Origin of the sequence: Pseudomonas chlororaphis (assembly GCA_001023535.1) — a bacterium.
GTDB lineage: Bacteria > Pseudomonadota > Gammaproteobacteria > Pseudomonadales > Pseudomonadaceae > Aquipseudomonas > Aquipseudomonas chlororaphis_E.
Window position 1 is genome coordinate 4,849,429 of record CP011020.1, and the last position, 25,567, is coordinate 4,874,995.

17 protein-coding genes and 1 pseudogene are annotated in these 25,567 nt (G+C 52.0%); 9 read left to right on the forward strand and 9 right to left on the reverse strand.

The genetic code is table 11. From position 1 onward, the window contains the following. Window positions 1–12: 12 nt before the first annotated feature. Complete coding sequence (locus VM99_21235; protein AKK00474.1) at window positions 13–1,248, reverse strand: 2-amino-3-ketobutyrate CoA ligase; 1,236 nt, start codon at window positions 1,246–1,248, stop codon at window positions 13–15. 326 nt (window positions 1,249–1,574) lie between these two features. Here VM99_21235 and VM99_21240 point away from each other — a divergent pair, with 326 nt between their 5' ends. Continuing rightward, window positions 1,575–2,924, forward strand: coding sequence for a diguanylate cyclase (locus VM99_21240; protein ID AKK00475.1), 1,350 nt, complete (start codon window positions 1,575–1,577; stop codon window positions 2,922–2,924). 125 nt (window positions 2,925–3,049) lie between these two features. Beyond that, window positions 3,050–3,553, forward strand: a complete 504-nt coding sequence (locus tag VM99_21245; protein AKK00476.1) for a membrane protein — start codon at window positions 3,050–3,052, stop codon at window positions 3,551–3,553. Window positions 3,554–3,644: 91 nt separating this feature from the next. Here the strand turns inward: VM99_21245 and VM99_21250 are convergent, their stop codons facing one another. Continuing rightward, window positions 3,645–4,049 (reverse strand): membrane protein, encoded by a 405-nt coding sequence (locus tag VM99_21250; GenBank protein ID AKK00477.1) that lies wholly within the window; start codon window positions 4,047–4,049, stop codon window positions 3,645–3,647. Between the two features lie 210 nt (window positions 4,050–4,259). Here VM99_21250 and VM99_21255 point away from each other — a divergent pair. Further along, window positions 4,260–4,490: pseudogene (locus VM99_21255) on the forward strand (DNA repair protein). Window positions 4,491–4,680: 190 nt separating this feature from the next. On the opposite strand, the gene VM99_21260 reads toward VM99_21255, so the two are convergent. Together VM99_21260 and VM99_21265 are read right to left on the reverse strand one after the other, a co-directional pair. Beyond that, entirely contained in the window at window positions 4,681–5,517 is an 837-nt protein-coding gene (locus VM99_21260; protein ID AKK00478.1) for a transposase, read from the reverse strand. After that, on the reverse strand, window positions 5,514–5,816 hold the full coding sequence (locus tag VM99_21265) for a transposase (GenBank protein AKK00479.1): 303 nt from the start codon (window positions 5,814–5,816) through the stop codon (window positions 5,514–5,516). The genes VM99_21260 and VM99_21265 overlap by 4 nt, the downstream gene beginning before the upstream one ends. A 1,289-nt stretch (window positions 5,817–7,105) precedes the next feature. On the opposite strand from VM99_21265, the gene VM99_21270 reads away from it, so the two are divergent. Beyond that, window positions 7,106–8,392, forward strand: a complete 1,287-nt coding sequence (locus tag VM99_21270; GenBank protein ID AKK00480.1) for a hypothetical protein — start codon at window positions 7,106–7,108, stop codon at window positions 8,390–8,392. 207 nt (window positions 8,393–8,599) lie between these two features. Here the strand turns inward: VM99_21270 and VM99_21275 are convergent, their stop codons facing one another. From VM99_21275 to VM99_21290, 4 genes are all read right to left on the reverse strand, one after another. Next, window positions 8,600–9,715, reverse strand: a complete 1,116-nt coding sequence (locus tag VM99_21275) for a hypothetical protein (protein ID AKK00481.1) — start codon at window positions 9,713–9,715, stop codon at window positions 8,600–8,602. A gap of 247 nt (window positions 9,716–9,962) precedes the next feature. Beyond that, window positions 9,963–10,469, reverse strand: a complete 507-nt coding sequence (locus tag VM99_21280; protein AKK00482.1) for a hypothetical protein — start codon at window positions 10,467–10,469, stop codon at window positions 9,963–9,965. 9 nt (window positions 10,470–10,478) lie between these two features. Next, window positions 10,479–10,772, reverse strand: coding sequence for a hypothetical protein (locus VM99_21285; GenBank protein AKK00483.1), 294 nt, complete (start codon window positions 10,770–10,772; stop codon window positions 10,479–10,481). Beyond that, a complete protein-coding gene (locus VM99_21290) occupies window positions 10,763–12,619 on the reverse strand; it encodes a hypothetical protein (GenBank protein ID AKK00484.1) in 1,857 nt (618 codons plus the stop codon). The genes VM99_21285 and VM99_21290 overlap by 10 nt, the downstream gene beginning before the upstream one ends. A 734-nt stretch (window positions 12,620–13,353) precedes the next feature. Between VM99_21290 and VM99_21295 the strand changes: the two genes are divergently transcribed. Together VM99_21295 and VM99_21300 are read left to right on the forward strand one after the other, a co-directional pair. After that, complete coding sequence (locus tag VM99_21295; protein AKK00485.1) at window positions 13,354–13,695, forward strand: hypothetical protein; 342 nt, start codon at window positions 13,354–13,356, stop codon at window positions 13,693–13,695. A gap of 20 nt (window positions 13,696–13,715) precedes the next feature. Further along, complete coding sequence (locus tag VM99_21300; GenBank protein ID AKK00486.1) at window positions 13,716–17,051, forward strand: hypothetical protein; 3,336 nt, start codon at window positions 13,716–13,718, stop codon at window positions 17,049–17,051. Window positions 17,052–17,223: 172 nt separating this feature from the next. Here the strand turns inward: VM99_21300 and VM99_21305 are convergent, their stop codons facing one another. Beyond that, window positions 17,224–18,210 carry a hypothetical protein gene (locus tag VM99_21305; GenBank protein ID AKK00487.1) on the reverse strand — a complete coding sequence of 329 codons (987 nt, stop codon included), beginning with the start codon at window positions 18,208–18,210 and terminating at the stop codon, window positions 17,224–17,226. 560 nt (window positions 18,211–18,770) lie between these two features. Here VM99_21305 and VM99_21310 point away from each other — a divergent pair. The 3 genes from VM99_21310 (at window position 18,771) to VM99_21320 (ending at window position 22,823) form a co-directional block, all read left to right on the forward strand. Next, window positions 18,771–19,250 (forward strand): hypothetical protein, encoded by a 480-nt coding sequence (locus VM99_21310; protein ID AKK00488.1) that lies wholly within the window; start codon window positions 18,771–18,773, stop codon window positions 19,248–19,250. Window positions 19,251–19,555: 305 nt separating this feature from the next. Continuing rightward, the gene (locus VM99_21315; GenBank protein AKK00489.1) at window positions 19,556–20,356 is read left to right on the forward strand and encodes a hypothetical protein; all 801 of its coding nucleotides are present in this window, start codon (window positions 19,556–19,558) and stop codon (window positions 20,354–20,356) included. A gap of 1 nt (window position 20,357) precedes the next feature. Then, the gene (locus tag VM99_21320; protein ID AKK00490.1) at window positions 20,358–22,823 is read left to right on the forward strand and encodes an RNA helicase; all 2,466 of its coding nucleotides are present in this window, start codon (window positions 20,358–20,360) and stop codon (window positions 22,821–22,823) included. Window positions 22,824–25,567 lie beyond the last annotated feature (2,744 nt).

The window sequence follows — 25,567 nt, forward strand, 5'->3', positions numbered from 1 at the left end:
AGGAGGCTCGTTTCATGGGCGGATGTCGCGTCCGTGGGCAGCCAGCAGTTGAGTGATGCCTTGGCAGAATTCGCTGATCACCTTTGGCTCCATATCGGCGCGCAGGGTAATACGGATCGCAGCCTTGCCTTGGGGCACCACCGGGAAAAAGACCGCCGAGGTGAAGTACCCTCGTTCGGCCAGTTCGGTCGCCAGGCTGTTCGCCAGGGTGGTTTCACCGCAAGGCACCAGTCGGATCGCCATGGGGCTGCCGTGCTGTTCGGTACGAACGAGGCGGTCGAAGAGGCGGATATTAGCCTGCAAACGCTCCTGCAAGCTGCCGAGCTCGCGGCTGTGGTGCAGGCGAATCGAAGCCATGCCGGCACCGATGGCTGCCGCGTTCAAGCTCTGGGACCAGTTGCTCGGCCCACCGTAGCGTTGCACCAGCGCCTTGTGCCGTTCGCTGCCGAACATCGCCAGCCCACCGCTGGCCCCGAAGGATTTCGCCAGCGAAGCGACGATCAGAGTGCGCTCGTCCAAGGCGGGCAGGCGCGAGCGGACCAGGCCCATGCCGCGCTCCCCGACGGCCGACAGCGCATGAGAATCGTCCAGGTAGAGAAACAGACCGTACCGTTGCTTGAGGTACATCAGGCTGTCCAGGTCCGCGAGGCCGCCCATGCTGTAGGCGCCGTCGGCCACGTACGCCACGTTGCGCTGGCGCTTGCACACGTCCTCGATGAAGTCCATGTCGTTGTGCGCACAGGTGAGCACCTGGGTTTCATCGGCGCAGGCCGCCTTGATGTGATTCATCGAATAATGGGCCAGCTTGTCGAACACCATGACGGGCGATCGATTGTCCGAGAAGGCACCGCTGGCCAGCAGCGGCAGAATTCCGGCACTCGCCGCGCTGCACGACAGCGCACTGAGGCAACTGGCGCCGAACAGCTCCGACAATTGGGTCTCGTACTGCGCAAGGATCGCCAGCTTGCAGCGGTTCCTGGAGTTGGCGACTCGCAAGGTCCCGGTTTCCCACAGGGCGGTCATGGCGCCATCCAGCAAGGCCGGGTGGTAATCCAGCCCCAGGTAGGACGTGGTGCAGAAGTGATGGAGGGTACGGCCATATTGGTCGACCAGGACATTGGGCGTCTTGACCTCGACATTGAGCCCTGAGATTTTTCCGGCTTCAGCGCATTGCCAATCCTGATCCGCGAGGGAAATGACTTTACGGTAGTGGGTGAAGCGATGGGTGGGGTGTGCAGTCTGGTTCATGGTTCGATCACATTCCTTGATTCACGACGCTGTCCGTGGCGTGTTTCGTCGCCGTGTTTCCAGACTTTACAGCGCAGGGCCATAGGCTTTGAATCGGTCGTTTCCGGCATGTTTGAGTGTTACTGGAGACTTCTGCGTAGGAGTTTGCCTAGGAACCTGGACGGCAAATCCATTTGCGAGTGCGAGGTGCCGGCAGGTTATGCTCTGCGGGCTGGGGGGCTCTATTCTTTAATGGGGGGGCGTGGCTTGCGCCTCGGTCACCTGCGCTATCCTCATCATGACTTTCGCCCCTTTACCGCTGCACTCACCCGGATGACTCCAGCACCATGGACACCCGAAGCCACACGCCGCTGGCCAGTTACATCGACCTGATGCTGGACGCCGTGTGCGCGGTCGATGGCCAGGGGCGCTTCGTGTTTGTCAGTGCTGCCTGCGAGCGCATTTTCGGCTATACCCCGCAGGAATTGATGGGGCAGGCGATGATCGACCTCGTGCACCCCGCCGATCGCCAGCGTACCCTCGAGGCCGCGCGGGAGATCATGAACGGGGAGCCCAAGCTCAATTTCGAGAACCGCTACCTGCACAAGGATGGCCGGGTGGTGCACATCCTCTGGTCGGCGCGCTGGTCGCCGGTGGACCAATTGCGGATCGCCGTGGCGCGCGACATCACCGAGCGCAAGCTGGCAGAGTCGCGCCAGGCGGCGTTGTATGCGATTTCCGAGGCCGCCCATGCGGCGGCGGACCTGTTGGCGCTGTTCAAGCGCGTCCACCAGATCATCGGCGAATGGCTGCCGGCGTTGAATTTTTCGGTGGCGCTGTACGACGAGCAATGCGCGCAGTTGAACTTCGCCTATCACGTCGACGACCTGGAGCAGCAGCCCGAGCTTCCCGGCACGATGACCGGGCGTTTGTGCGCCGAGGTGATCCGCAGCGGCCAGCCGATCCTGTTGACGCCCGGTTGCAGCTCACTGCCGTCGGGGTTCTGCGACCTCGTGGCGCAGCCGGGCGCGCCCTGTTGGCTCGGTGTGCCGTTGAACTCGCAGAACGGCACGATCGGGGCGCTGATCGTCAAGAGTGCCCCGGACAACGAGCGCTACACCGAGCAGGACAAGGACCTGCTGCAATACGTCTGCGCTCAAATCACCATCGCCATCGAACGCCAGCAATTGCATGCCCGGTTGCAGCACATGGCGCAATACGATCAGTTGACCCAGGTGCCCAACCGTGAATTGCTGCGTGACCGGTTCAAGGCTGCACTGGCCAGCGCCCGTGCCGTGTCGGGGCGCATGGCCTTGCTGTACATCGACCTCGATCGCTTCAAACAGATCAACGACACCTACGGCCACGGTGTAGGCGACCTGTTGTTGCAAGCGGTGGCCAGCCGTCTCAAGGGCTGTATACGGGATGTCGACACCGTGGCGCGCATCGGCGGGGACGAGTTCGTGGTGCTGCTTCATAGCATCCAAGCGTTGGACGATGCTCACCGCGTGCAGGAAAAAATCCGCCAGGTGCTGAGTCAGCCGCTGCGGCTGGACGGCTATTGCCTGAGCATCGAGCCGAGCATCGGGGTCGCTTGTTTTCCCGACCATGGGGTCGAAGATGTGGCGCTGTTCCGTCATGCCGACGAGGCGATGTACGCCGCCAAGCGTCAGAACCATCGGGCATTCAGCCACTGAGCGTAGGTCGCCGTTCGTCGCGGCGAGGCACTTGAATCAAACTTTTCAGCCCTTTTGCCTTTCGAAACCCTGGCAGGTCCCGTGGTGGGGCCGCTGCCGAATGTTCAATTGAGGAGGGCGCGACCATGAACCGGATGGCCACCTTTTTTCGCACCACCAGCCTCGTCGTGTTGATGGGCCTGGGTGCCAACAGTGCCTGGGCCCAATCGCCTGCCGAATTCATCAACGACGCTTCCGCCAAGGGCATGGCCGACATCGAGGCCAGCCGCATGGCCCATGGCAAGGCTGAGTCCAGGGAGGTCAAGGACTACACCATCATGGTGATCAACGACCGTACCACCGCCAACCAACACCTGGCGAAGATCGCGAAGAAGCTCGACTTGCCCGTCGCGCCTCGGGAGGAAATGGCTGACAAGGCCAAGACCCTGATGCCGCAGGTGCAGGAGGGCGAGTCGTTCGAGGCCGCCTATGCCGCCAGCCAGGTCAAGGCCACGGAGGAGGCCATTACCCAGATCCAGGAGCAGGCCCAGACCACCGAAGTGCCTGAGATCAAGGCCTTCGCCGATGAGACCCTGCCCAAGTTGCAAACCCATCTGGAGATGGCCAGGGCGCTGCAAGCCAGCCGCTGAGCCGCTGCACCTTTTGACGTGAGGGCGACATCCATTGCCTTGACGGTGGCCGGGAAGACGCGAGGGGCATCACGCCCCTCGCGTCTTCGTATCAGCACTGATTCAGGTCAACGTTGCTTTTTTGCTCAAGGCCTTCAAGGTTCTTGACCTCGCCCTGGCCCATCGTCTGGTAGTGCTTCCTCAATGCCTCCAGTTGCTTGAGGTCCAGCGATTCGAGACCGAGCATCGCGTTCTGCGCCTCCGCCGTGGCTCGCAACAACTCATCGATCTTCAGGTGCAAGATGTCTGTGTCGCGGTTCTGCGTGTTCTGAATCAGAAATACCATCAGGAAGGTGATGATCGTCGTCGACGTGTTGATGATCAGCTGCCAGGTGTCGTTGAACTGGAAAAAGGGGCCGCTGATCGCCCAAAGCGCCAGTAATACAATGGCGCCCAAGAACGTCTTCGGGCTTCCCGCCCATAGAGCCAGCTTCTGTGCGATTTTTGCGAAGTTCATTGCCGTGTTCCTTAATGGGATTCACCTGTCTGGTGAGACAGCAACGACGCGTTGAAAATTCTGCTTACATTTGCACCGCTCCCACAGGTTTATTTGCGAGAGGCCCCGGGCCGATCAATTGATAACAACCAGCCGGTGTTGTGATGTGCAGTTCTCGGATTCTGCCTACAAGCCAAGCGGAAGGTGTCTGCTATCCACAGGAGTGACCCCGTGAACGTTATGAATTATCAAGGCTACGCCGCTCGGATTGACTACAGTGACGAGGACGGTCTGCTTGTAGGCCATATCGCGGGGATCAAGGATGTCGTCGGGTTTCACGGCGAATCTGTCAGCGAGCTTCGAGCGGCGTTCAAGGAGGCGGTGACTGACTACCTGGAGACGTGCGCCAAGCTGGGGCGCGCACCGCAGAAGCCTTATTCAGGCCATCTCATGTCACTGGAGTGTGCGCTTGAGGAAAAACAGGTTCAGCGCTTTGGGTTGCAGGCATTCCCGGACTTGGATATCCAGGGAAAGTAAATGTGGAGCGGGTGAAGGGAATCGACCCGTTAATGGACAACGAAGTGTAAATGTTGTGTAGGTGTGTAGGCGCGCGAGTGAACTGGTCAAGTAATTCTGGACACCAGTTAAGGTTTCACGCCGCCAGTTTCTCCATAGCTACCGGCGACCGATAGTCGTTGTAGCTATGGAGCCTGACGTTGTTGTAACGCATCACATAACGCTGCACATCCACGCGGGCGTCATGCTCCGAGCTGTAGCCATCTTCTGGCACCCACTCTGATTTCAGGCTCCCAAAGAAACGCTCCATCGGGGCGTTGTCCCAGCACTCACCTTTGCGACTCATGCTTTGCAGGAGTCCATGCTTGCGCATCTCATTCCTGAATTTGTGGCTGGTGTATTGGCAACCTTGATCAGAATGAAACAGCACCTCTTTTGGACGGCCTCGCAATTGCACCGCCATCCGCAACGCTTCGCAGGTCAGCGTGGCATCGGAAATCATTGAAAACGACCACCCCACGATCCTGCGAGCAAACAAATCCAGTACTGCCGCGAAGTACATCCAGCGCTTACCCACCTTGATGTACGTCACATCACCACACCACACCTGATTGATCGCCGTGACATCAAACTTGCGCTTGAGCACGTGCGGCGCCACCAGGGCCTCCACGCCGGAAGATTTGTACTTGTGCCGCCGCCGCTGATGACTGGCAACACCGGCTTCGCGCATCAAGCTGCGAGCCATATGTCGCCCGACGCGATGCCCCTTTGCTTGCAACTCCTTAGAAAGGGTGCGAGACCCTGCGGACGCTCTGGATTCCTTGTGATGTTCGACCAGCACGGCTTTAAGTTTCTCCCGCTCAGGCTTCACCTTGCCTTGGCGCTGACGCCAGGCGTAAAAGCTGCTGCGGTTGACTCCAAACGCCCGACAGCAATTGTTAACGCCGTACTGCTCGTCCAGCTCATTGATCAACGAGAATGATCTTTGGAGTCCAAAAGCAGGAGAGCACTGGCCTTTTTTAGGATTTCAATGTCCAGGTCTTTTTGCCTGAGCAACGCTTTGAGCTGCTGGATCTCTCGCTGATCGGCGGTAATCGCCTTGGCCCCTTCCGGGGTCGAACCCAAGCGCTCTTTGCGAACCTGGTCGACCCAACGGCGCAAGGCAGTAGGGCCAATATCCAGACTGGCACAGACCTCAGGGACTGACTGGCCTTCGTCCAGCACCATGCTGGCAGCTTTGAGCTTGAACTCACTGGAATAAGATTTACGCATAGCCAAACACCTCAGATTTGGGCGCCATCATAACGCCCGATTGGAGTGTCCAAAATCATTAGGCCAGTTCAAAGTTGCACCGTTAAATAATGGCTCTTTGATGTTGCATTCCTTTTGACCTCTGCTACACCTAGCAAAGACGATGAGTTTTTAGGTGATTTAGTGCTCATCAAACGCTCACGGATGGAGGCGGCGCAGACCGAAGCTCAATGAAAAGACTTTTTCTCCCTGAGCTCATGGCATTAGGTCTATTGAGTGGATGTACGAGTCACCAGCCCTCTCCAGAAGAACGGGGCGTTTCCTTTCCTTTAGCATCTTGTACGCCTGTCACTTTGGAAAAGGCAGGGAAAATATCAGGTACTGTAAACAGTGCCGATAAAGATCATTTTCCCAAATTTGACCCGAGCTGGGTGTGCGTCACTAAGCCAGAGGCATTGGGAAAAAACGAACCTGAAGAGGTTAATGAGTCCGATGAACAAACTGCCGTGAGACTAGAGGCGCAGGCGTTCTCAGGCGAAGAGCAACGCCTTCGAGATACCTTGGAAGGCCCTTTTACACATCCTAATGGTAAAAGACCTGCATTGGGGATAGCACTGTCTGGTGGAGGCTCGAAAGCTTCGTCTTTTGCTATAGGGGTATTGGCTGGGCTGGCAGACCAGCACTTGTTGGATTCTTCGGACTACGTCAGCAGTGTCTCTGGTGGCAGCTACGCGGCCTATTTTTACTACACTCATCGAATCTATCCAGTCACTCGCAATGAGAAATCTGATCGGGAAAACCCGACCAGCGAAGATTTGTTTCGAGACTGTATCATGTCGGTCGGATCTAACTATACGGATCCGAAGGTCGTGAATGAGATCAAGGAATACGGTGCATGCAAACCTTATGACCTGCTTTATAGTTCAAATGACACAACCGGTGGTGCAGATAAAAATAATAAATACCAAGCTTTTTTACGTTGCCAGCAAGATGTGTTCAAACCAGGCATCTGTTCGACACAAAGAACAACAGAAGATTTCGGCATTCCTCCAATAGCATTTTTGGGGACTGCTGCAGCGGTTCCGCTGAGCTTTATCGCCAATACAATATTTGATACCGGCATATCAGTTTCGCCAACAGCGCGATCGTATCGCGATGGAATTGGGATCGCGTATGGGGCTACGATAAGCGATATCAACGCTCTAAAACCGGCGCAAGGTGGTCACTCCATTGAAATTCCCTGTACGAAAAACGAAAATGGTTATGCGACTGATTGCAAGCCGAACGAATTTGATTCAGACCCCGTTGATATGACATTTGAGGAACTCAGGACTGGTTTGCTTGCGATCAAGAAAGAATCGCAAATTCCATTCTGGATTATTAATGCTGCTGCGCCGAAGTCTAGAAGCGGATTAGGGTGGTGGGCGTTCGGTGAAGATGACACAACCAACAGTGACATGTTTGAATTGACTGCGGTTAGCCATGGCTCGGGTCGATACGGTTATGTCTCGGCGCCTGCCTCATTGCACAACATGACTGTTCTAGATGCGGTCGCCTCATCCGCTGCGTTCCTAGATGCCAACCAGCTGGTCTATAAGGAGCCCCTCACTCGCGGTGGAATTGGTGTGCTCGCTCATACGTTTGCGGCGGACTGGGGAATCGACATCGCCAACTATAACGTCAAAGACTCCCGCAGAACATTACACCGATGGCTCCCTGTGCCTCTTTACTGGCTGGATGGCGGGTACGCGCGGTACTTGACTGACGCCTCGAAAAGCAAAGAAACTCAGGATCGAGTCCGATCGTCCTTAATTCGATTAATAGATGGTGGGAATGGCGAAAATCTAGGGGTCTATTCACTCGTCAAAAGGAATGTCCGAAACATTGTAATTGCCGATGCGGCCTCTGATCCGGATGGCAAGTTCGGGGACATTTGTTCGTTGGCGACGCGGCTAAGGAATGTGCCAAAGAGTAGGGGGGGATACCTTTATATGCCGGGTCTGAATAACTTCAATAAACACTGTGCTGCTTTGCTGGAGCATAAGCAGGGTTACAACATTCGTGAATGGCCGTTCGAGTTCCCTACGCTGGTTGGCTGCATCAGAAAAACGGAACAGATGAATGAAGCGCACGCCTGCGAAAATCTTTCTGATCAAGATACGAGGTTGATCGTTGTCAAGCCCGCGATCAACATGACCGTGATCATGGGGCGGGAACTCCAAGGTCATCAATTAAGGACATGCGGCGTTCCAGGAAGCTCCTCAAAGCTTACGGGATCGAAGGTTCCATTACTTAATTGCGATGCCGCCGCCTTGATTTTAAATAGCTGGAATCGAAAAAAATCCCTGTGCCAGGTCTTTCCGCAAAACTCCACGGTGTTAATGACAGCAAACTCCTCCCAGACGCTGTTCTCTGCCTACCGAGAGCTCGCTCGACAGTACGTCAATCAAGCTGGCGAGATGATCAGGCTTCTGAAGAATGAAGACCCAAAAGGGGCGAAGATGTTCTCAGATATGGCGAAGGCACAGGGCACCCAATACGACTTTCGGGCAACGCAGCAGTCCTGCGAAGATCAATTGAAGGTGACAAAAATTTAGGTGGAATATGCGTGTCGCCGTCCGGGGGCTCGGGTTTCCGGTTTGGCGAGTGGCGTTACTTTGTTGTCAGGTACTTTAGGTTTCAGGTATTTCAAGCTGGTGAGCGGTTCGGTGAGTATCAGATGTTGGCGGGCTGGAATACATGGCTCGGGGTTCTTTGACCCCACTGTCTACGCCAGTATTCCAGCCAGAAATGAACGGTTTGTCTTAATCAGGCAAAACGATCTCGTTATGAGACCATACGTAATTGACTCCGTAGCCTTTTTCAAAATTTTCTGCTTCCGCCATTATTCTGAAGGCTTCTTTCAGCTCCTCGACAGGATCTGTTTTAGCGCACAGGATCTCTTGCGCGTATCTGACCAGGAAACCAATAAGTACGTCAGCCGCTTGAATGCCGATGTTGTCTTCCGACTTGGAAAAAGTCAGCGAGGCCTGCTCAAGAAAATTATAGTTTGCAATGGGCGAAATTTCGCGAGCATTGCGTAACATTTCAGTAGCTTTTTTTGCAAGATCTAATATTTCATCATACTGCGCCTGCTCGTCATGTATCAGATGTATGTTTGCAACCTTTCCTTTGTGAGCATGATTGATACGAGCGTAAAGGTTGGTCAGTGAAGAATAGTTCGGAAGGATCCAATATTCTTTCCCTTTTTTTCCTGTATCGGGCAAAGGTAGAAATCGCTTCACCGCACCCTCAACGCTCTTTTCTTCCTTGATAATGAGTTCAAAATCGTCGATCGACTCATTAACACACTTAACGAAACCCTGATAAATAGGGTCTGTTGGTTGTGAATGCCCAAAATCAAGAAGCGCTTGGAAAGCTGCCATCAAGCTTTCTTTCGTTCGTTCTATGCAGGCCTTGAAGTACGTATTAAAAACATCGTCCGGAGAGTTTTTTGTGATCAATTGAGCAAAGAAATTTCTCATATTATTTGATGCTTCATGGTCGTCAATGTTGAAATAGGGCGGCCACACCAAATAGAAACTTATATTTGTAGCAATAAAAAACTTCTTTTCGACAAGCTCCACGAAGAACGGGATTTTATCGTTGGCGATTAATTTTATGAGGTCGAGGATGAATTTCGGTTTATTTTTGTAAATTTTGGTGGATTTTAGGTCGTTCGATTTAATGTTGTGCTTGTTTTTAAGGTTAATAACCTTTTTCTCAAACCCATCAACGTCGGTCACACCTATGCAACCAAGCCCAAAATAAGGTTGGTTTCCAAATTCAAGTTTATTGCCCGCCGTGATCAGGTCGCCGGTATTTCCAGACTCATCGATGAAGTAGGTAATTTGGGGGGAGGGCTTCTTGCTAGCGTCCATGAATCGTCCTTATCGGTGAGGGGCGCTCAATTGGGCTCAGGCAAACCTGAGCAGCTCGATTGCAATACTGGTTGGCATCACTCGGGCTTATGATCAGCATCGCAAGCGTCGTGAGATGCGCTAAAAGGGATATTTCCCAATTGCTCGCGTGGAAGGATTGACGAATTACCATGCGATCTCGCACGGTGCTGAGCGCTAAATCCAACATGGCTGTCCGACGTGATCACGTTCCTGGGTGAATGGCTGTCTAGCCACGTGTCATACCCACTTCGAAAGTAAGGCGCCCAATGTCTTTGTATTTCGTTCGCCCTGTTGGCTCACGTTTCGCTGAAAAATCAGGGTACAGTTTGATAGTTTGATTAATTTCTATATTACTTAAATCGAAGACATTGTCCTCGAGATACACGGGTTGCAGGTTAAGAACGTGCATCGCGATTGACTCTGTCTGGAGGGAGCGATGTGTACTGGCACTGCGATAGGCTTCTGTGATGGCGCGGCCGTAAGTAATAAATTCAGCGGTACGTTCACTGGTCTCGGCACTCAATGCCAACAGCTCCTTCCTTAAATCGGATAGTTGTTGTTGCTTGGTTTCTTGGGGTACGGCATCACGCTCGCGGATAATTAACTGCGTCAGGTTTGCGAAGTACTCTTTCACTTCTTCACTGGACACTCCGGCCTTGTGCGCATCGCGAGCGTTTTTTGAGTCTTCACTGGGGTCAAAAAGGGCTGTAGTTCCCTTTGGCAGGCGGGCCATGACGCCTGGTTACTTTATCCATGTGTCAAATTCTTTTATGTGACCATCAAACGGGATGCCCCGAAAAAGGAGAGACTTGTCATGTAATTTTTCTAACAATGGACGGGTCTGATCACTTTCGACCCAGTCAGACTGTTGAAGTTGTTTCGCAACAGAAAGATAGTCCGCTGCATCTTGAGTAACCTCGCCTAGCCAATCACCCATTTGGCGGAGATCATTCGGAACATTGTTATCGGTGTGTACTTCTGGAATCTCTATCTCAGAAATATCACCGTCACCGAAATCAATAATCATCAACGCCATTTGTATGTCTCCTGTGCGAAATCAGCAGTCGATCGCTTATTGTTATTTTTATCGACTTCTTGATCTAAATATAGCACGCGCTTCTGCACCGTTTCCACGAATGTACTGAAGGCTTTTTTTTGCGCTTCGGTCGTCGCAATCACGGGGATGTTCGACTCAATCACGACCACGCACCCCCTTGGCTGCTGTGTCACCGATTCTGGCTGTGACTCCGGCCCCCGAGGGACTTTTGGAAACAAAGGGATGCAAATAATGAAGCAGGCATCACCCCAGATCTGCCGCTCAGTCAGCGCCTTTGAGGAGTTCGCTGATGTGAATATTTTCGAGTACAGCGCTTTTTTGTTCCAGCAGTATTGCGCAATGTGAGATTTCACTTTGGCGCCGAGGCTCGCGGCGTCTTTGTCACCCGGTTGGTATCCAGCTGTATAGGCCGTGACAAACGAGCCTGACTGCTCCACGGCGAGGCCTACTCTGACGCGCACATTCGCTTTATTTGGGTCAGCCCAAGCCAGGGGGCCCGCAGTCAGCCTCTTCATGTCCCTCTGAACCAAAGCGGCGAAGGTTCGCAGGACGAGAGGCGATAAACTTAGGTCAAGCATGATTGTGCTTCGCGTTGTTTGCCTTGCTTTCTTGGCCTCATCTCTTAGGACTAGAACCGACTTGTCGAAGTCGAGCATCCCCAATGTTGTGCGTAGGATGACCTGTGACATTTTTCCTGCCGCGCGGGTATGAACCTCTTGTGAACCGTTCACAACGCTACCGACCACCGAGAACAACCAATGCTTATGCGCTGGAACGGGAGGCTCTCCGATGCTCAGCGCAATCGTAGGGATGTCCGGATCGTCCTTACGTTCCTGATCAAACGGCCAGGCAGGTAGGTTGGAAACCAATCCGCCGTCTAGAAATGTCGTCTCAACAGGAGTCGGTGGGTGGGTGTCGTGACGCTCGAACACGAGTCGCCAAGGTTTGAAAATGACAGGCAGGCAGATTGAAGCGGCCACCGCATCGGCAATGGCAACGTCCGGCGTACGCTCTATGCAAAATAACTCTAAGGTCTCACCGTAGACGTTGGTAGCCACAATCTTGAGCGGCGGCTTTTTTGCCCTTCGAAGATCAGCAAAAGTCACACCTTTATCTGTGTCCTTCATTAGGGGGATCTTGTTTCGTAATGCGTTATCAATGAAATCACGGACTTTGTTTACGGTTGTGATTCCTTTGAGTGCCTTCCACACGACCAACCCGAGAGTAATGAACACTCCAACTGCAACCCACATGGTGGTTTTCAACGTTTCCCGATCTTGAACCGCGACCCATTCCACCCCTTCATGGATGAGGTATCCACAAAATACCAATTTGGTAGTTGTGCTCAACAATCCGAAAAATCGACGAAGAGCATGCTCGATAGCGCCGGGCTTTTTGCTTGGAAACAGCCAGCTCAGAAGTTTGCTCTCCAACGAGAGCAATCCTCCCCCTGCAGCAATGACCAACCTGGAAAATCTTAGAGCTTGCCAGCCCCAAAACGGGAAAAGGTCGGTAGGTTTTTTTACCTTTAATTTTGAGGGCAACGTCTCAAATAGATTTCCGTCGCCGTCTAGATTGAGAAGGTCTTTGCCTTTGTAACCGACAGCAACAAGCGCCGCGACGATGGAACCCGCTGAAGTACCCGCCACGCCTTTGATATCGAGATTCATGTCATCGAGCGCCGTCAAGCCACCCACATGCACGATGCCCTTGGCGCCGCCACCCTGCATGGCCAAAAAAACCGGCCGCTTATCCAGTTGCTTAGTTTTGTCGCCCTTGTTTGAGCGGTGGTGCTCATTCGACCTATGCGTCGCCCCAGCTCGCAAAGCTAGCCCTGGTACTCCTGTACTTTTGAGATCTGATTCAGTAGGCAGTTCGGTAATAGTGGACTTGCGTTTTACTACCAGATCCTTACCACCAGCAGGCTTCGGATGCGCCGATTCCGTCATGTCGTCCTTCGTCATTCTGTATGAATACCCAATGGCCGCGATCTTACCCCATGCGTAATGGCCTAATGGTATTATTTGTGGTTTTTGGGTCGACAATACCTAAGGTTGATTAGGCGTGAGCGATGCGAGCTGGTAAATGACATCTGCAGTGAGTTTGACCAAAGCGACGGCTACGCGCAGTCTAGGGCTCAGTTTCTACAGACACTGCATGCCCCGGCGTTTCGCCTCGTGGTTCGTTTGTATCAAACCATTCGCACCTGGGCTCATCGAGCAAGCAGTCAGAAGGTTGATCGGATATTTCCAATCAGTTGGATGAACGAGTTCTAATTGATTGGATGCTTCGAGTGCTAGCGCCCACACCGCTCGCTGTAAAAGACTTAATGCATTTAGAGAGTGGGGCACAGATCCAGTCCAATAGGGCCGGCAGAGCGCTAAATAAACACGATTTTGCGTTTCGCCCAGCCGCAGCCCAACCGTGCGCTGCATAGGCATAGGCATAGGCATAGGCATAGGCATAGGCATAGGCATAGGCATAGGCATAGGCTTGGTCGGCATGGAGCGGTTTCCCAGCTTCACGAATGTGAATTCACTCAATCAAAGGAGTGTCCGAAATGGACTTCATCACCACTGGAATCATCGCAAGCTCTGTCTACGATGTCTTTAAACACGGTCTGAAGCTGAGCGCGGAGAAACTAAAAGAGCGCTTGGGTCAATGGATCAAGGAGGATGTCGTCGCACAAGCTTTGGCTGAAGAGCTAACCAAGCTGGGCATTGACAATTCGATGAGCGAGATAGCCATTGCGCAGCGTCTCGATCAATCGCCTGCAATGACAGGTTTGATTCGCGAGATCAATGCCAAGGTAGCGATCGTTGCGACATCCACTATTACCAACGTGACGCAGACCCACACTGGCAGCGGTGACAATGTAGCCGGTAACAAAATCGTCAAGTGATTCGATCTGAGGTAGCCCGCTTGAATAGCGTTGAGCAGCACCATAGTGGCAGCGGTGATAACGTCAGGGACAAGATCTACATCGAGATCAAGTCGCTGGCCCCGTCTGATCTACTCATTCCCATGGAAATGGTGTTCGAGAGCCTGCGCAAAAAAGACCCGGCCACTGCAAAAATTCAGATGACGATGCTGAAGGCGATGGCCCAGAAAGACCATGAAGCAGCAGCGTTGGTTGAAGTCATTTCCATCTATGGTGAACTGGTCGAGGTCGAAGAGCAGGGCGCCGCTTGGGGAACGGTTTCGAAAATCGCAGCATCAGCCAAAAACGCTATCGTCAAAGACGTCTGTTTAGCTGCTCTTCTGCGCCTGGCCCGTCGCACCGAGCGGGAATCGGCGGCAAAAGAGCATTACCTCGCGGAACCTGCTCCAGGGCCGTACTCCAAAGAAGCGTTCTTGCGCTCCTACGCCGATTCAATTCTACTTGAGGCGGCAAGCCAGCAATTCATCCTATCGGAAGGGGAGCTTACGGGGATCGTTGAAGGAGCTCTTCGACTGGATCTGGGCGATTTGGCAAATCGTATGGCGAAGCGTCTGAGCGATGATTATAAGTCCTACAACGCCGATGTACTTCAAGTAATGGCGAGCGCTTCCACCCTGAATGGACATCTGTTCTCACTGCATCTTTGGCTGAATTCGCCGGAGGTGAAACAACGTCTGGACGACCTCACCGCGCAGGTCGTTGAACTCATGGAGCGATCGGACGGTACCGACGTTCGCCTCTATAACATGGCATGCCCCATTTTTGAGACCTATCAAGGCTTGGCTCCGCCAATACTGTTTGAACTACTCAAAAAGAATCTCCAAGTATTCGACCCTGTCCATCCCGAAACCGCCGCCCGATTCAAAGCCATCGCCGGAGACCGCACGCACCTTCCCCAATGGCAGCAAGACCTTTGGGATGCCAAAGAAAGCCCGCAGAAACGAGCCGCATGGTGTCGGCAGTTTCTAACAGCAGGTACTCAAAAACTTGTAGAGGTGATTCCTTTCATCCATCTCGCGACCCCGGCTGAGATTGGCGTGTGGCTATCTAAGGAAACACCGATTGGCGAAACGTCAGAAATGGAAGTTGCATTCCTGAGACTTCTCGCTCGCGCATTCCGTAGTGCTGAAGAGGAGGGCGACCTGCTGCAACGAAGTGAGTTGGCTGATCAGGTTGAGCGCTTCCTAAACGACTGGGGCGACAAGATCCCAAGTATCGCACCTGAACGAATATTCGAGCTCGCTGAAAAACTGTTCGATGCCAAGCTGCCTCACAAGTCGCTTGGCATTACTTCACGACTGATACCCAGCCACGCTTTGTGGCCTTCGCCCTTTGTAGTCATGCACCTGAAGTGTCTGCTGGAGACGCAGCAATACAAGACCTTTGACGACGTCGTATCCCGGGTTGCAGGGGCGGATACGTCTCTCATGATCATGAGCTTTTGCTCGCTGAGAGATGAGCAGTTGGGTGACATCGCATCGGCAATGAAGATCAGCGACCAGATGGTTGCGCTTGCGCCCAAGGTGCCATACGGCTGGTATCGAGGCTGCTACTTGCGCAACCGCTATCGAGATGAATCTGAACAGAAAGAGTTTCACGTACAGATACCTGACTCACTGCTGCAAGATCATTCGCGTGAGGTGGCGGCGATACTCTATTTCCTCACCAAAACAGGGGATTTCAAGCGAGCAGAAGCCCGATGGGTGGAATGGTTTATCGATGATCCTAGGGGGCTCGCGGTCGAGCTTGTGAATTTCCATTTTGGATTGATCACCGGTGGCTGGAGTCAATTTGAGGATTCGCCTGAGCTGGAGATATGTAAGGCCGCTTTTCAGTTTGAGCAAGACGACAGCACGATGATCAGGCTGATCGTCGATGACCACCATCCTTCTAATGAGTGCACGTTGAAAGCCTCCAGCCAATTGGCGGAGCTGCTTCAGAGATTGCCCATCGGCGAAAGCGCCAACTTGGGCATGACTAGTTATAAAGTTCAGCAGCGCCTACCGCCCTATGTGGCTTGCTTGCGAATCGCACTCCAGCTTCGGCATATCCACAACGACGGCAGCGACTGCTTCGCGATGATGAAGATGCCGTCGGATACTGCTGAGATGGTGCCTTTTCTGGAAGAGAAATTGGGGTTTGGAGGCGACAAACAACTGACGACCAAGGTCGACGATGTTCCTCTTTTCATGCGTGGGCATGCCCTGTATCCAGACAATGCTTTCAAAGGAGCATTGAATTGCTGGACTGACGTTTCCATTCCTAAGTCGTGGCTCTTCGCTGAAGGAGACGCGGAGCCCCAAGCGGTTGTGCTTGATGCCTACAGTATCGGTTATCTAGCCGTCACTGATCTGGCACAGCATTTATTGAACGTAGGTGTCTCGTTCGTTTTGCCGGCTACTACCAAGGAGGCCCTCAGCGAATGGCTTGAAGAAATCAGTGCAGAAAATTTCATGGCACTGGGCGTGACTGAAGGGGGTAGGTTGTTTCGCACCACCGCAGCAGATATCCGAGCCCGTGATGGGCATATCCTGCAGGCCCTACGTGTAATTTTGGACAACACAACTGTTGTCCATCCCGTCCTGCACGATACCGAGCTTGAGATCTATTCGATCAAGGAAGGCATCGACTCTACGGCGTACGACGCGATGCAACTTTCGCTCGCAAACGACATTCCGTGGCTTTGCATGGATGGAACGTTTGCCTCGCTTCATCATTCGACGGGATACAAAACTGCGAATGCGAATGCACTCGTTGCGCGTGCGATGGCCAGCTCACCGTCGGACTTTGAGCACAAACGCCACGGGCTCTTGCTCTATGCTTTAGGCGCGCTTCCATTGCCGCTCACATTCGGTGAGATCCATCATTTGGCCGCGAACTCGAATGCACTGGCCGGGTTTATTTTGTTCAAGATCATCCAGAACCACGGGCATCAGATTTTTCTGAAAAACGATCAGTCGATGTTCCTGTTGGACATGATCTTGACTCACCTCACGAGCCGGTTTTATTCGGGGAACAGTCACAAAGCAGTGCGGCCAGCCTATACGCCCTGGACAAATTACACCTCACACGTTTTTAACCATGGAATGAAGCTTTTTTTGGCAGCCTTTGACGTGGGCACTATCGAGTATCGGCTGGCCGCAGCGATGATGTACATGGGCTCATCGATCAGCTTCAACACACCACTCAAGAATTTCGTCATTGGTCATTTCATGGACTTTGCAAGAGGACATTTTCTGGATGTCGAGGCCATCAAGGAAAATCTTCGATCATGGAGCCAGGTGATGGATTCGAGTTCCGTTGAGGTTGGTCAGTAATAGCGGCGAAAAGTCTTGGCGTGTTCGCATGTAGTCGGCTCCGTGACCCATCTCGGCTTTTCTGCTGCTACTCCAAATTGGCGGGAGCTCAGGTTGAGTATTTGAGGTAACCCCGGCGTCGCACGGTGGCTATTCCACCAGCGTCGCCAGGGTCGGAGCACTGCGTGTTGTTCTATTCAGATCGTTCAGGCACGAGCGAAGGAGGGGTGGTAGCGGTATCGCTTGGCCCTATAGCTTTCGAAAGCACACCGTCACTAGGTTCCTCTGTTCCCCCAATTGGTTCGGTTATAGGGAAAGGAGGGGGCTCTGGATGCGGTTCACCAGTGGACAGCGCCTCTCTTATCCGCAATGCAGCCTCTAATCGGGCATGTAGTTCTCTGGCCCGTTCGAGGCGAAAAGCAAAAAAACCAAGTAGGAAAAAGCATGCGCAGCTGCCGATTTTCAGAATCTGAGCTGTTTTGATTTGGCTATCGATGGACTCTGCGATGAATTCGTCATTAAGTCCCAATACAAGATTACAGATAGCATCCTTGTCCCACACGTCGATCGCGATTTTAGGATCGTCGGTATAACGACATTCAGCTTGCTGGAGATGCCAAGTCTTACCTCGCAGCATGTGTGGGAGATCGAATGTCGGGCTGTGGGCTTCATTGTTTCCGGCCCAAAACCAGGTGCCGGTGAAATTAATCCGCAGGAGGGCAAAGTCGTCCTTATCCACGAATTGGCCGATTGCGAGCAATAAAATTCCCATCACCACGTAGGCACCCCGGACTAGGCATAACCGCCACAAACCTGGAATGTCAAAGCTCAACTGGTTGGCGTTGAAGTAACCGCCAGCCCGTCGTAATTCTGCGAATTCCAAATTGTGCTCTCGCATCCAGTCATGCAACTTCACTTTAGCTTTAACCGAGCGAAGGTGAAATCCTGTCTTCAGATTGAATTTGTTCAGATCGAGATAATCGTCGGCAACCTTTTGGTCGTCCGCATTCGTGTACTTGCCTTCAAGACCCAGCCACTTCAACAGCTGGTGAACGATGAAGAAAAGCGATCGTGTGCGCCACCAGACAGCGCCAACGACGAAAATGCCGCATGCTATGGGCCAGAGTTTGTAGAGAACGTCCAGCACATGCATCACGGCTGTGAAAGTTTGTTCGGTCAAGATTTGAGGGCTCCGGTCGGTCGGTAGGGCGGTTCATGTAGGTACACAGTAGAAACTTGGGCGTTTGCGCCTGCAACCGAATAGCGTAAAAATGAGGAGGATGAATAGGCGAGGGCCTAGCTGTTGGTCGATAGTTCGTCATAAAAACCTGATGGTTCGTTCGAACCAAAACCTACATGCAGGCAACCTTTTACCCACTGTCTGCCCCGAACAAATTCTACGGATTATCCGGAATTTCCAGGCCGTATTTTGGCGTGCGCCGGAGCTCGCTGCGGCGGACGATGAAGCGGTGCAATTTTGCGCATCCTGGAGGATTTTTTTGTGCAAACCTTACGTAAGCTCTGTCGCTATACCCAAACGAGGCTGGCCAAACGCGTTGTGGCCTAGACGTTGTTTCCCTACGTGATCTTTCAAACCGTTCAATCCTCGAAGGCGCTCATGTGCGCTAGTGACCGGACTACAGCAGAACCTGTAAGTGCTAAACAATGATGGCACCGGAATGCGACGCTCGGCAGAGTTATAATCGCTCGCATACCCCAAGGGATAGGTGGTCTGGGGCTATGTTCAAGAATGACGAAAGCGCAGTCATACTTGACAGAGTCCAGCAATATGATGAGTTTTACCGTGGCTGGCGACAGCGTCTTATCGAAAACCAATTTAGGGTTTCCAGGTACTTTGGAGCAAACCTCTCCGATAACATCCTTAACCTGAAGGAGTTAGAAGTCCCTAAACTTGAAGACCCGTCGGAGCCTGAACGATGCACCATGCCCGAATCGGGTAAAGATATGGATATGAACAAACGCGCCGAGCGAATTCGCTGCCTAGTCACGGTCTCAGCTTTCTGGGATCGGAGGCAGAAGGCTGCAGATCCTCGCGACCCGGAAGAAAATTTTGCTCTGGGAAAAATGCGATCTATCAACACGGAAAACATTCATCCACAGATGATCAGTCACGAAGCAAGCTACGTATCGATACTTCGAGGGATAGATAATCGTTTTTTTGCATTGGGTGCTCAGACGGTGAAGGTGCGTGAGCCCTGAGGGTTGAAACAGCGCCTTGCTCAAGAGGCGGCTCACCGACACCAGCTAAACCCCTGTATATTAGCCCAGTAAAGAAGTCATCTCCGACGATTTGTACCAAAATTGTCCCCAATTTTGTTTACCTCCCCCATCGATCACGCTAATTTGCAGCAACGCTGGCACAGTGCCGTTATCGGGCGCCCCCGAATAGCCTTCACATACGCGCACCGCTGCCCGGCTGGTGCCTACCCTGATTCAGGGCGGGATCATTGATTGTATGTAGCAACCGCCGAGGATTTTGCGGTGCAGCTCTTGTGGGAAGTGTTATGGATGGCGTCAGCTTCAAGCAGGTAGACCAATATGCGCTGTGTTGTGTCGAGAATTTTTCTGATGAACTCAAGCTCGCGCTGAGGGAGAACCTCACACGGATCTGCCATGGCGCTGATCAGGCCAGCAAGGACAGGGCGATCTACAAATACCCAGCGACGATCAAGCACTTCTGGAACGAACGCTACTCCAAGAAACCCTGGGAAACCCGAATCGGCATGTTGGGCGAGCTTCTGTCCCATGTCATCATTCTGAAGCTCTTCCCCGACTTCGACGTCGTCTCTCCATTCTTCAACATGGAAGAAAAGAGCATCCGGAAGGGGTTCGATCTCCTCCTGTACGAGACTTCAACCAACAACGTCTGGATCACCGAGGTCAAGTCGGGCGGCAGAGGGGTGGACAAGACCTCGTGCTCGGCCACCAGCGCGCAGTTGCGCCTAGCTCGGGATGATCTCAAGAAGCGCTTAGCTGAGCCGGAGCTCAATCACTGGCTCAACGCAATCAATGCCGCGAAAAATGCCATCCACAACAAAGCCAACTACCGGGACTCCGTCATTGAGATTTTGGAGCTGGAAGGTGATTTAGCCGAAGAAAACGGTGCGACCGCTTCGGACAACAATGTGTTTCTCATCTCTGCCCTTTTCAGCGATGTCACCCAGGCCATCGCCGAGAAGACCGTGTCGAAATTCACCACCAAGCTTGTGGCTGATGCAGTGTTCAAGACGGTGTGGGTGCTATCACTACACAAGGGCACCATGGAAAAGCTGGAAGAGTTCTTGAGGCTGGAGGCGGAGCAGTAGCATGGAAGAGCTGACCATCAGGAAGCTGGGCAACACCAAGTTCAAGGGCTTGTATTTCCAACTCCTAAAGGGAGACGAACTGGGTGGCACGGAGACAGTGAAGCTTCTGGCTATCGCAGTGCTCCTCCTGAATCACAAGACCCCCGAGATTCGGCGCCTTGGCTACCGCATCATCCTGTTCTACGGGAACTCGTCTGGTCAATACCAGGCGCTGTACGATGTGGCACTCAACAGTGGCCTGCACCCTGTCTCTGCAGTGATTAGCAGCTACTTTTCCAAGGAAGACCACCGCAGCGAGTCATTCATCCGAAATATCGTAGGCAGCTACGTCGATACCTTCCGCGATCAAGGCATCGTGCTGACTGAACAACAGGACGCCCTGCGGACATTTGTTCAGTCGGAGTACCGTAAATCCTCAGTCGTGGTTGCTCCGACCAGCTACGGCAAATCTGAGCTCATCATCCAATCGGTGAAGGAAAATCCGGAGCAGCGGGTTCTGATCCTCGTGCCCTCAAAGGCCTTGCTGGCCCAGACGAAGAAGCGTTTGATCTACGCAGACATCGACGGGCTGGGTAAGGTGGTGACCCACCCCGAGATGTTTTCGGTGGAACGGAATAACAGGGCGTTTGTCCTGACTCAGGAGCGACTCAACAGGCTCCTGAACGAGAACGCCGGGCTGACCTTCGATATGGTCTTCGTCGACGAAGCCCACAACCTGCTTCAGAGCGACCGCAGAAGTGAGTTACTCGCCGCCATGCTGTGCATCCTGGGAGCTCGTAACCCGGAGACGTCGTTCAAGTTCCTGACACCTTTCCTTTGCGATGAGCTCAATGTCCGTGTGCGCTTCCTAGACATGATCCCGAGCGGGTTCAAGATCGACGAGTACATCAAGTCTGAGCGTTTCTACATTAGGGATTTCAGGGTAGGGAAGGGTGAGACGAAGCTCAAGCTTTACGACCATTTCCTGAATGACACGATGGAGTTCGATAGGAAATACGCAAACTGCTTCGAGCTCATTCAGGGCGAAGCACTGTCCAAAAATATCGTTTACGGCAACAAGAAGAAGGGCATTGAATCTTTTGCTGTCGAGCTGGCAGCAGTGCTGCCACCCGTTGATTGCCCCTTGATTCAGACCGCGTGTGACGAGCTGGAAGAGCTTTTTGACCGGCGCTACAAGTTGATCAGCTGCTTACGAAAGGGGGTCATGTACCACCATGGTTCGATTCCTGACACCATCCGCCTGTACCTAGAGAACCTGTTCAGCAGTTCCAAGAAGATGAAATTCCTCGTCTGCAACTCGACCCTGCTTGAGGGGGTAAATCTGCCGATCGAGAGGCTGTTTGTTTATGACTTCACCAAGGGCAAAAGCTACCTGACCTCATCCCAGTTCAAGAACCTCGTGGGACGTGTAAACCGCTTCAGTGAAGTCTTTGCACCTGGTGCACAAGCTGCGCTGAAGAAGCTGGAATCCAGCATCTACCTGCTAGGCGTTGATGGTTATACAAGCAAGCGGGCGGATTTGGAAAATTTCTACAAGAAGGCCGTGAACGTCTCGAAGATCGACAAGGACACCGTCAGCAATGTGCTGCTGGAGGCGACCAAGATCGTCGACGGGAAGGTATCGGATCGGTACGAGGACGCCGTTGAGCGCCTGGAAAACCTGCACCCTGGTGTGGTTCGAGATCGCGAGTGCAAGTACGTCGCCACTGAGGTAGGCAAGCTCCTCATCGCAAATAGTGTTAGTGAAATCGATGTTTTCGAGCAGGAAGATGCCATCGACAGCATGATCAGGCGGAGCGTTGAGGCAAACGGTGTCATCAATACCGTCGACAGGCTGATGGTTGCCATCTGGAGGTCTTTCGTCGAGTACTTTGATGAAGGCCGGGAGTACAGCGATCTGCTGCGTCTTAAGCAGGAGCCAGCGCGGAATTTCTACGCCATGATTCTGGACTGGAAGTTGAAGAAATACAGCGTGAAGCAGACCATCCGATTTACGCTCGATTACTGGAAGAAGCTGGTCGAGGAAAAACGTAGTGACCACGTGTTTGTGGGCAAGTGGGGAGACACGACCTATGGCGATAGCAAATTCGAGAATTGGGTAAGGATCTCCAAAAAGGATGTCACCGAGCGGATCAACCTGGCGATTGTCCGCCTCAAGGACGAGGACGATTTCTTCGACAACAAGATCTTTAAATTCGTCGAGGTACTGAATGGCGTAGGCGCCTTGGATCCTGGTTTCTACAAGCTCATCAAATACGGCACTGCTGATGACACCAAGATCAAGCTCATACGCGATGGGTACAGCCATGGCCTGGCGGATCTGATGCTCGAACGGTATCCAGAAACGGTGCGTGCGACGCTCGGCGGAGAAATTGAAGTGAGCCCTCGTCTCGTCAACATGATGATCAAAAACGAGGAGAGCGATCTGTTGATTTTTGAAGCCAAGATGAACCTTAAACCAGTCTGATCGAGGCCCTTGAAAGTACCTGTGATGTTGAACTGGTAGTCTGTCGGGCGGCTACCAGCAGCGTCTGTGGCGCGTTTACTCAGCTTGACTAGATAGAGTTGCCCAGAGAGTTTTTTGTGATTTGGGTTTACATAGGCAGGGAGACTTCTGAATGTTCTGGTTGGGGCCATTTGAGTACAAATCAAAAAAAGAGCTGTTGGATCGGCTCAAAGACTATCTGCATAGATACAGTCGCCTTTCACCTCGATCCAACAGATACGAACAACTTGCTGTATGCATCAGAGGATTCGTTAGAGCGTGAGCTAGCCTTGGCCAAGTGCCAGCGCTTCAACGGAAAATATTTCGTGTCACTCGCCGATCAGTTTGGTGTCTCTATCATGGCTATGGCGATTCGGTTCAAGGAACTCAAACTAGTTCGCTGGCCGTGAACTGCTAATTAAACGTCCTGTTAAAGGCGGATACACACTACAGGGGACATTCGGCGTGAGTGAAAAAGACTCGTGAAATAGTGATTAGTAAAAATCCGATTTCAGGTGTCGACTACCTCTAGCAATCGCTTAAATCTTAGAAAAAATATTAACCTTGACGAAATCTCGCTCCAATAGGCTTTTGTAAATAGTATTGCACCAAACGATAATTCTAGCTGCGCGCAGTGCTAAAGTAGACTGATTTTCTTGCATGTGTGCGAAAGGTGCCCACTTCGGGTTAGGAAGTATTTTATCGGATTCAGAAAGGAATCGCGCCTGCCCTCTCTTCGAACACCACGCTGAAGGAGGACGAAGACAAAACTTGTAAAATTCTTGCGCATCTTCCGATGTGAGCGAGAGAATTGGCTTTCCTGCAAAAAAAATCGCCCATAATAGTAGCTTTTCCAGTGCAAGAATTTTTAAGCGTGCACTGCTGATGTTTGAGTATATATGCAACAGTTCGACTGCCTCAAGGCCACCTCGAACTAGTTGCGGTGGAAAATTACATTCAACATACGAACGCGACTCTTTAACTGATAAAAATAATACCCGATGGTTGTTCATATCAAATAGCGGCAGCACAGGCAGACCGATCCGATCTGCCGAAAGTACTTGAGATGTTTCAGCCAGGTTGAGAGCCACGGCAGGGTTTACAGAACACTTCCGTTCCCAGGAACGTCTATATTGCCGAGAGGCTTCAGCCCGCCTATTGCCATGCAGAATTTCGTTCTTTAGATCTTTAGTTTTAAAGCCTACAGCCCGTCTTAACACATTACTGGGTGAAGTAGGCAGATCACTCATAGGAGGCAATCTCCACATGCATTTTTTTAGAATCGAATCTGATATAGCTGGCTGAATTTCAGTTTTTGATGGAATCGGGGGTAAGCTAAGAAATTCCCTATAGCGTTTTAAGTATGAAACCAACGGCGCAGGGATCTCTACCCTGTAGTTTTTATAGTTTCCCCGCATCACAAACATCGCGCTATCGCTATTTGTCAATTCAAAACATGCCATGCAGAAGTAGTTTCGTTCCACGCATAGCTCTTCAAAGCTAATTCCTAGGTAATAGCACGTAGAAAATACAAACAGGCTGCGCTCAGCTACTATTGTAGAGCGTGGGAGTTTATCGAGATAATCAATGTATGTCTCCGCCCTGATTAAATCTTGCTCATTTAATAGGTCAGGCATTTCACCGTAAAATTCTGAGGGAGAAATTCTCAGCTGGTGACCGAGGGCAGGGGAGATAGCCTTAAAAAACCTGTTTAGCTTGTAATGAGCTTCCCTATTCTTAATCGGCCTAGCAAATGGTCTCCATTGTGGATTGAAGTGCTGTTCCTCTTTGTAATATGTAAACCGTGCACGCGGCATGCCCACCCAACTTTCAGCGGGCATTGAACAAAAATCCATAAATTTTCGCAAATCTTGGTTGGTCAATTCTACTAGAGACTTCATCTCGACGCACATAACCCAAAGTATAAATCTTTCTAGGTAGCGAGCAATGCCTAACCAAGCCGGATTCGTTTTAGACAACATATCGATGTAGTTGGTGAACAACTCGAAGCTCTCGCAAGCTGCCAAGCTTTGCGGAAACGTTGCAAGGTACTCCCGAATTAGGGTTTCTTGGGTATTGAAACTTTTTTGACCTAGAGCGCATGAAACCGCTTCAGTCAGCAAAGGCCGAGGCATCGGCGTGCATTTTTTCATGAGCTCATTCTTTTCCCAATCCGATGCCTTATTTATGCCAGAAACGAATACGAAGCAAGTCGATGAACCTGGCTTGATGAGAAGCGAGAGTAAATACCGCAGGAAATTTTCATATTTCCGTTTTAGTTCCGACCGCGCGCTTGTAATCCTCGAATAACGTATTAGGAGAAAAGCTGAATTTTCAGAGGGTTACGCTATTTTTAAAAAACACTCAGTTCATTTTTCCGGTTTCATTCCGGCAATAACGGCTGGATTAAGAGCTTATCCGCTTATGCTTAAAAATCAGTGCGTTACGTCTTTTAGGCTCCGGTTAAATTTCAACGACAATCTCATAGGCTTTTGAGGATCTAATATAAGAGGCAAGGTCAAGGCCTTGACTTAGCACGGATTCCGGTGGATACGACAGATATCCGGTTTGGTTTCAACGTTTACAGCAGGCCCGGCCGGCCGCGTAACGCCGACAGGTGACAAACCAATATAAACGCACGCACACACGACGTTTAACATAATATACATTATGCGTAACAAGATATTACACCTACCACGCCACACCCCACAGAAATTCAACCTGCT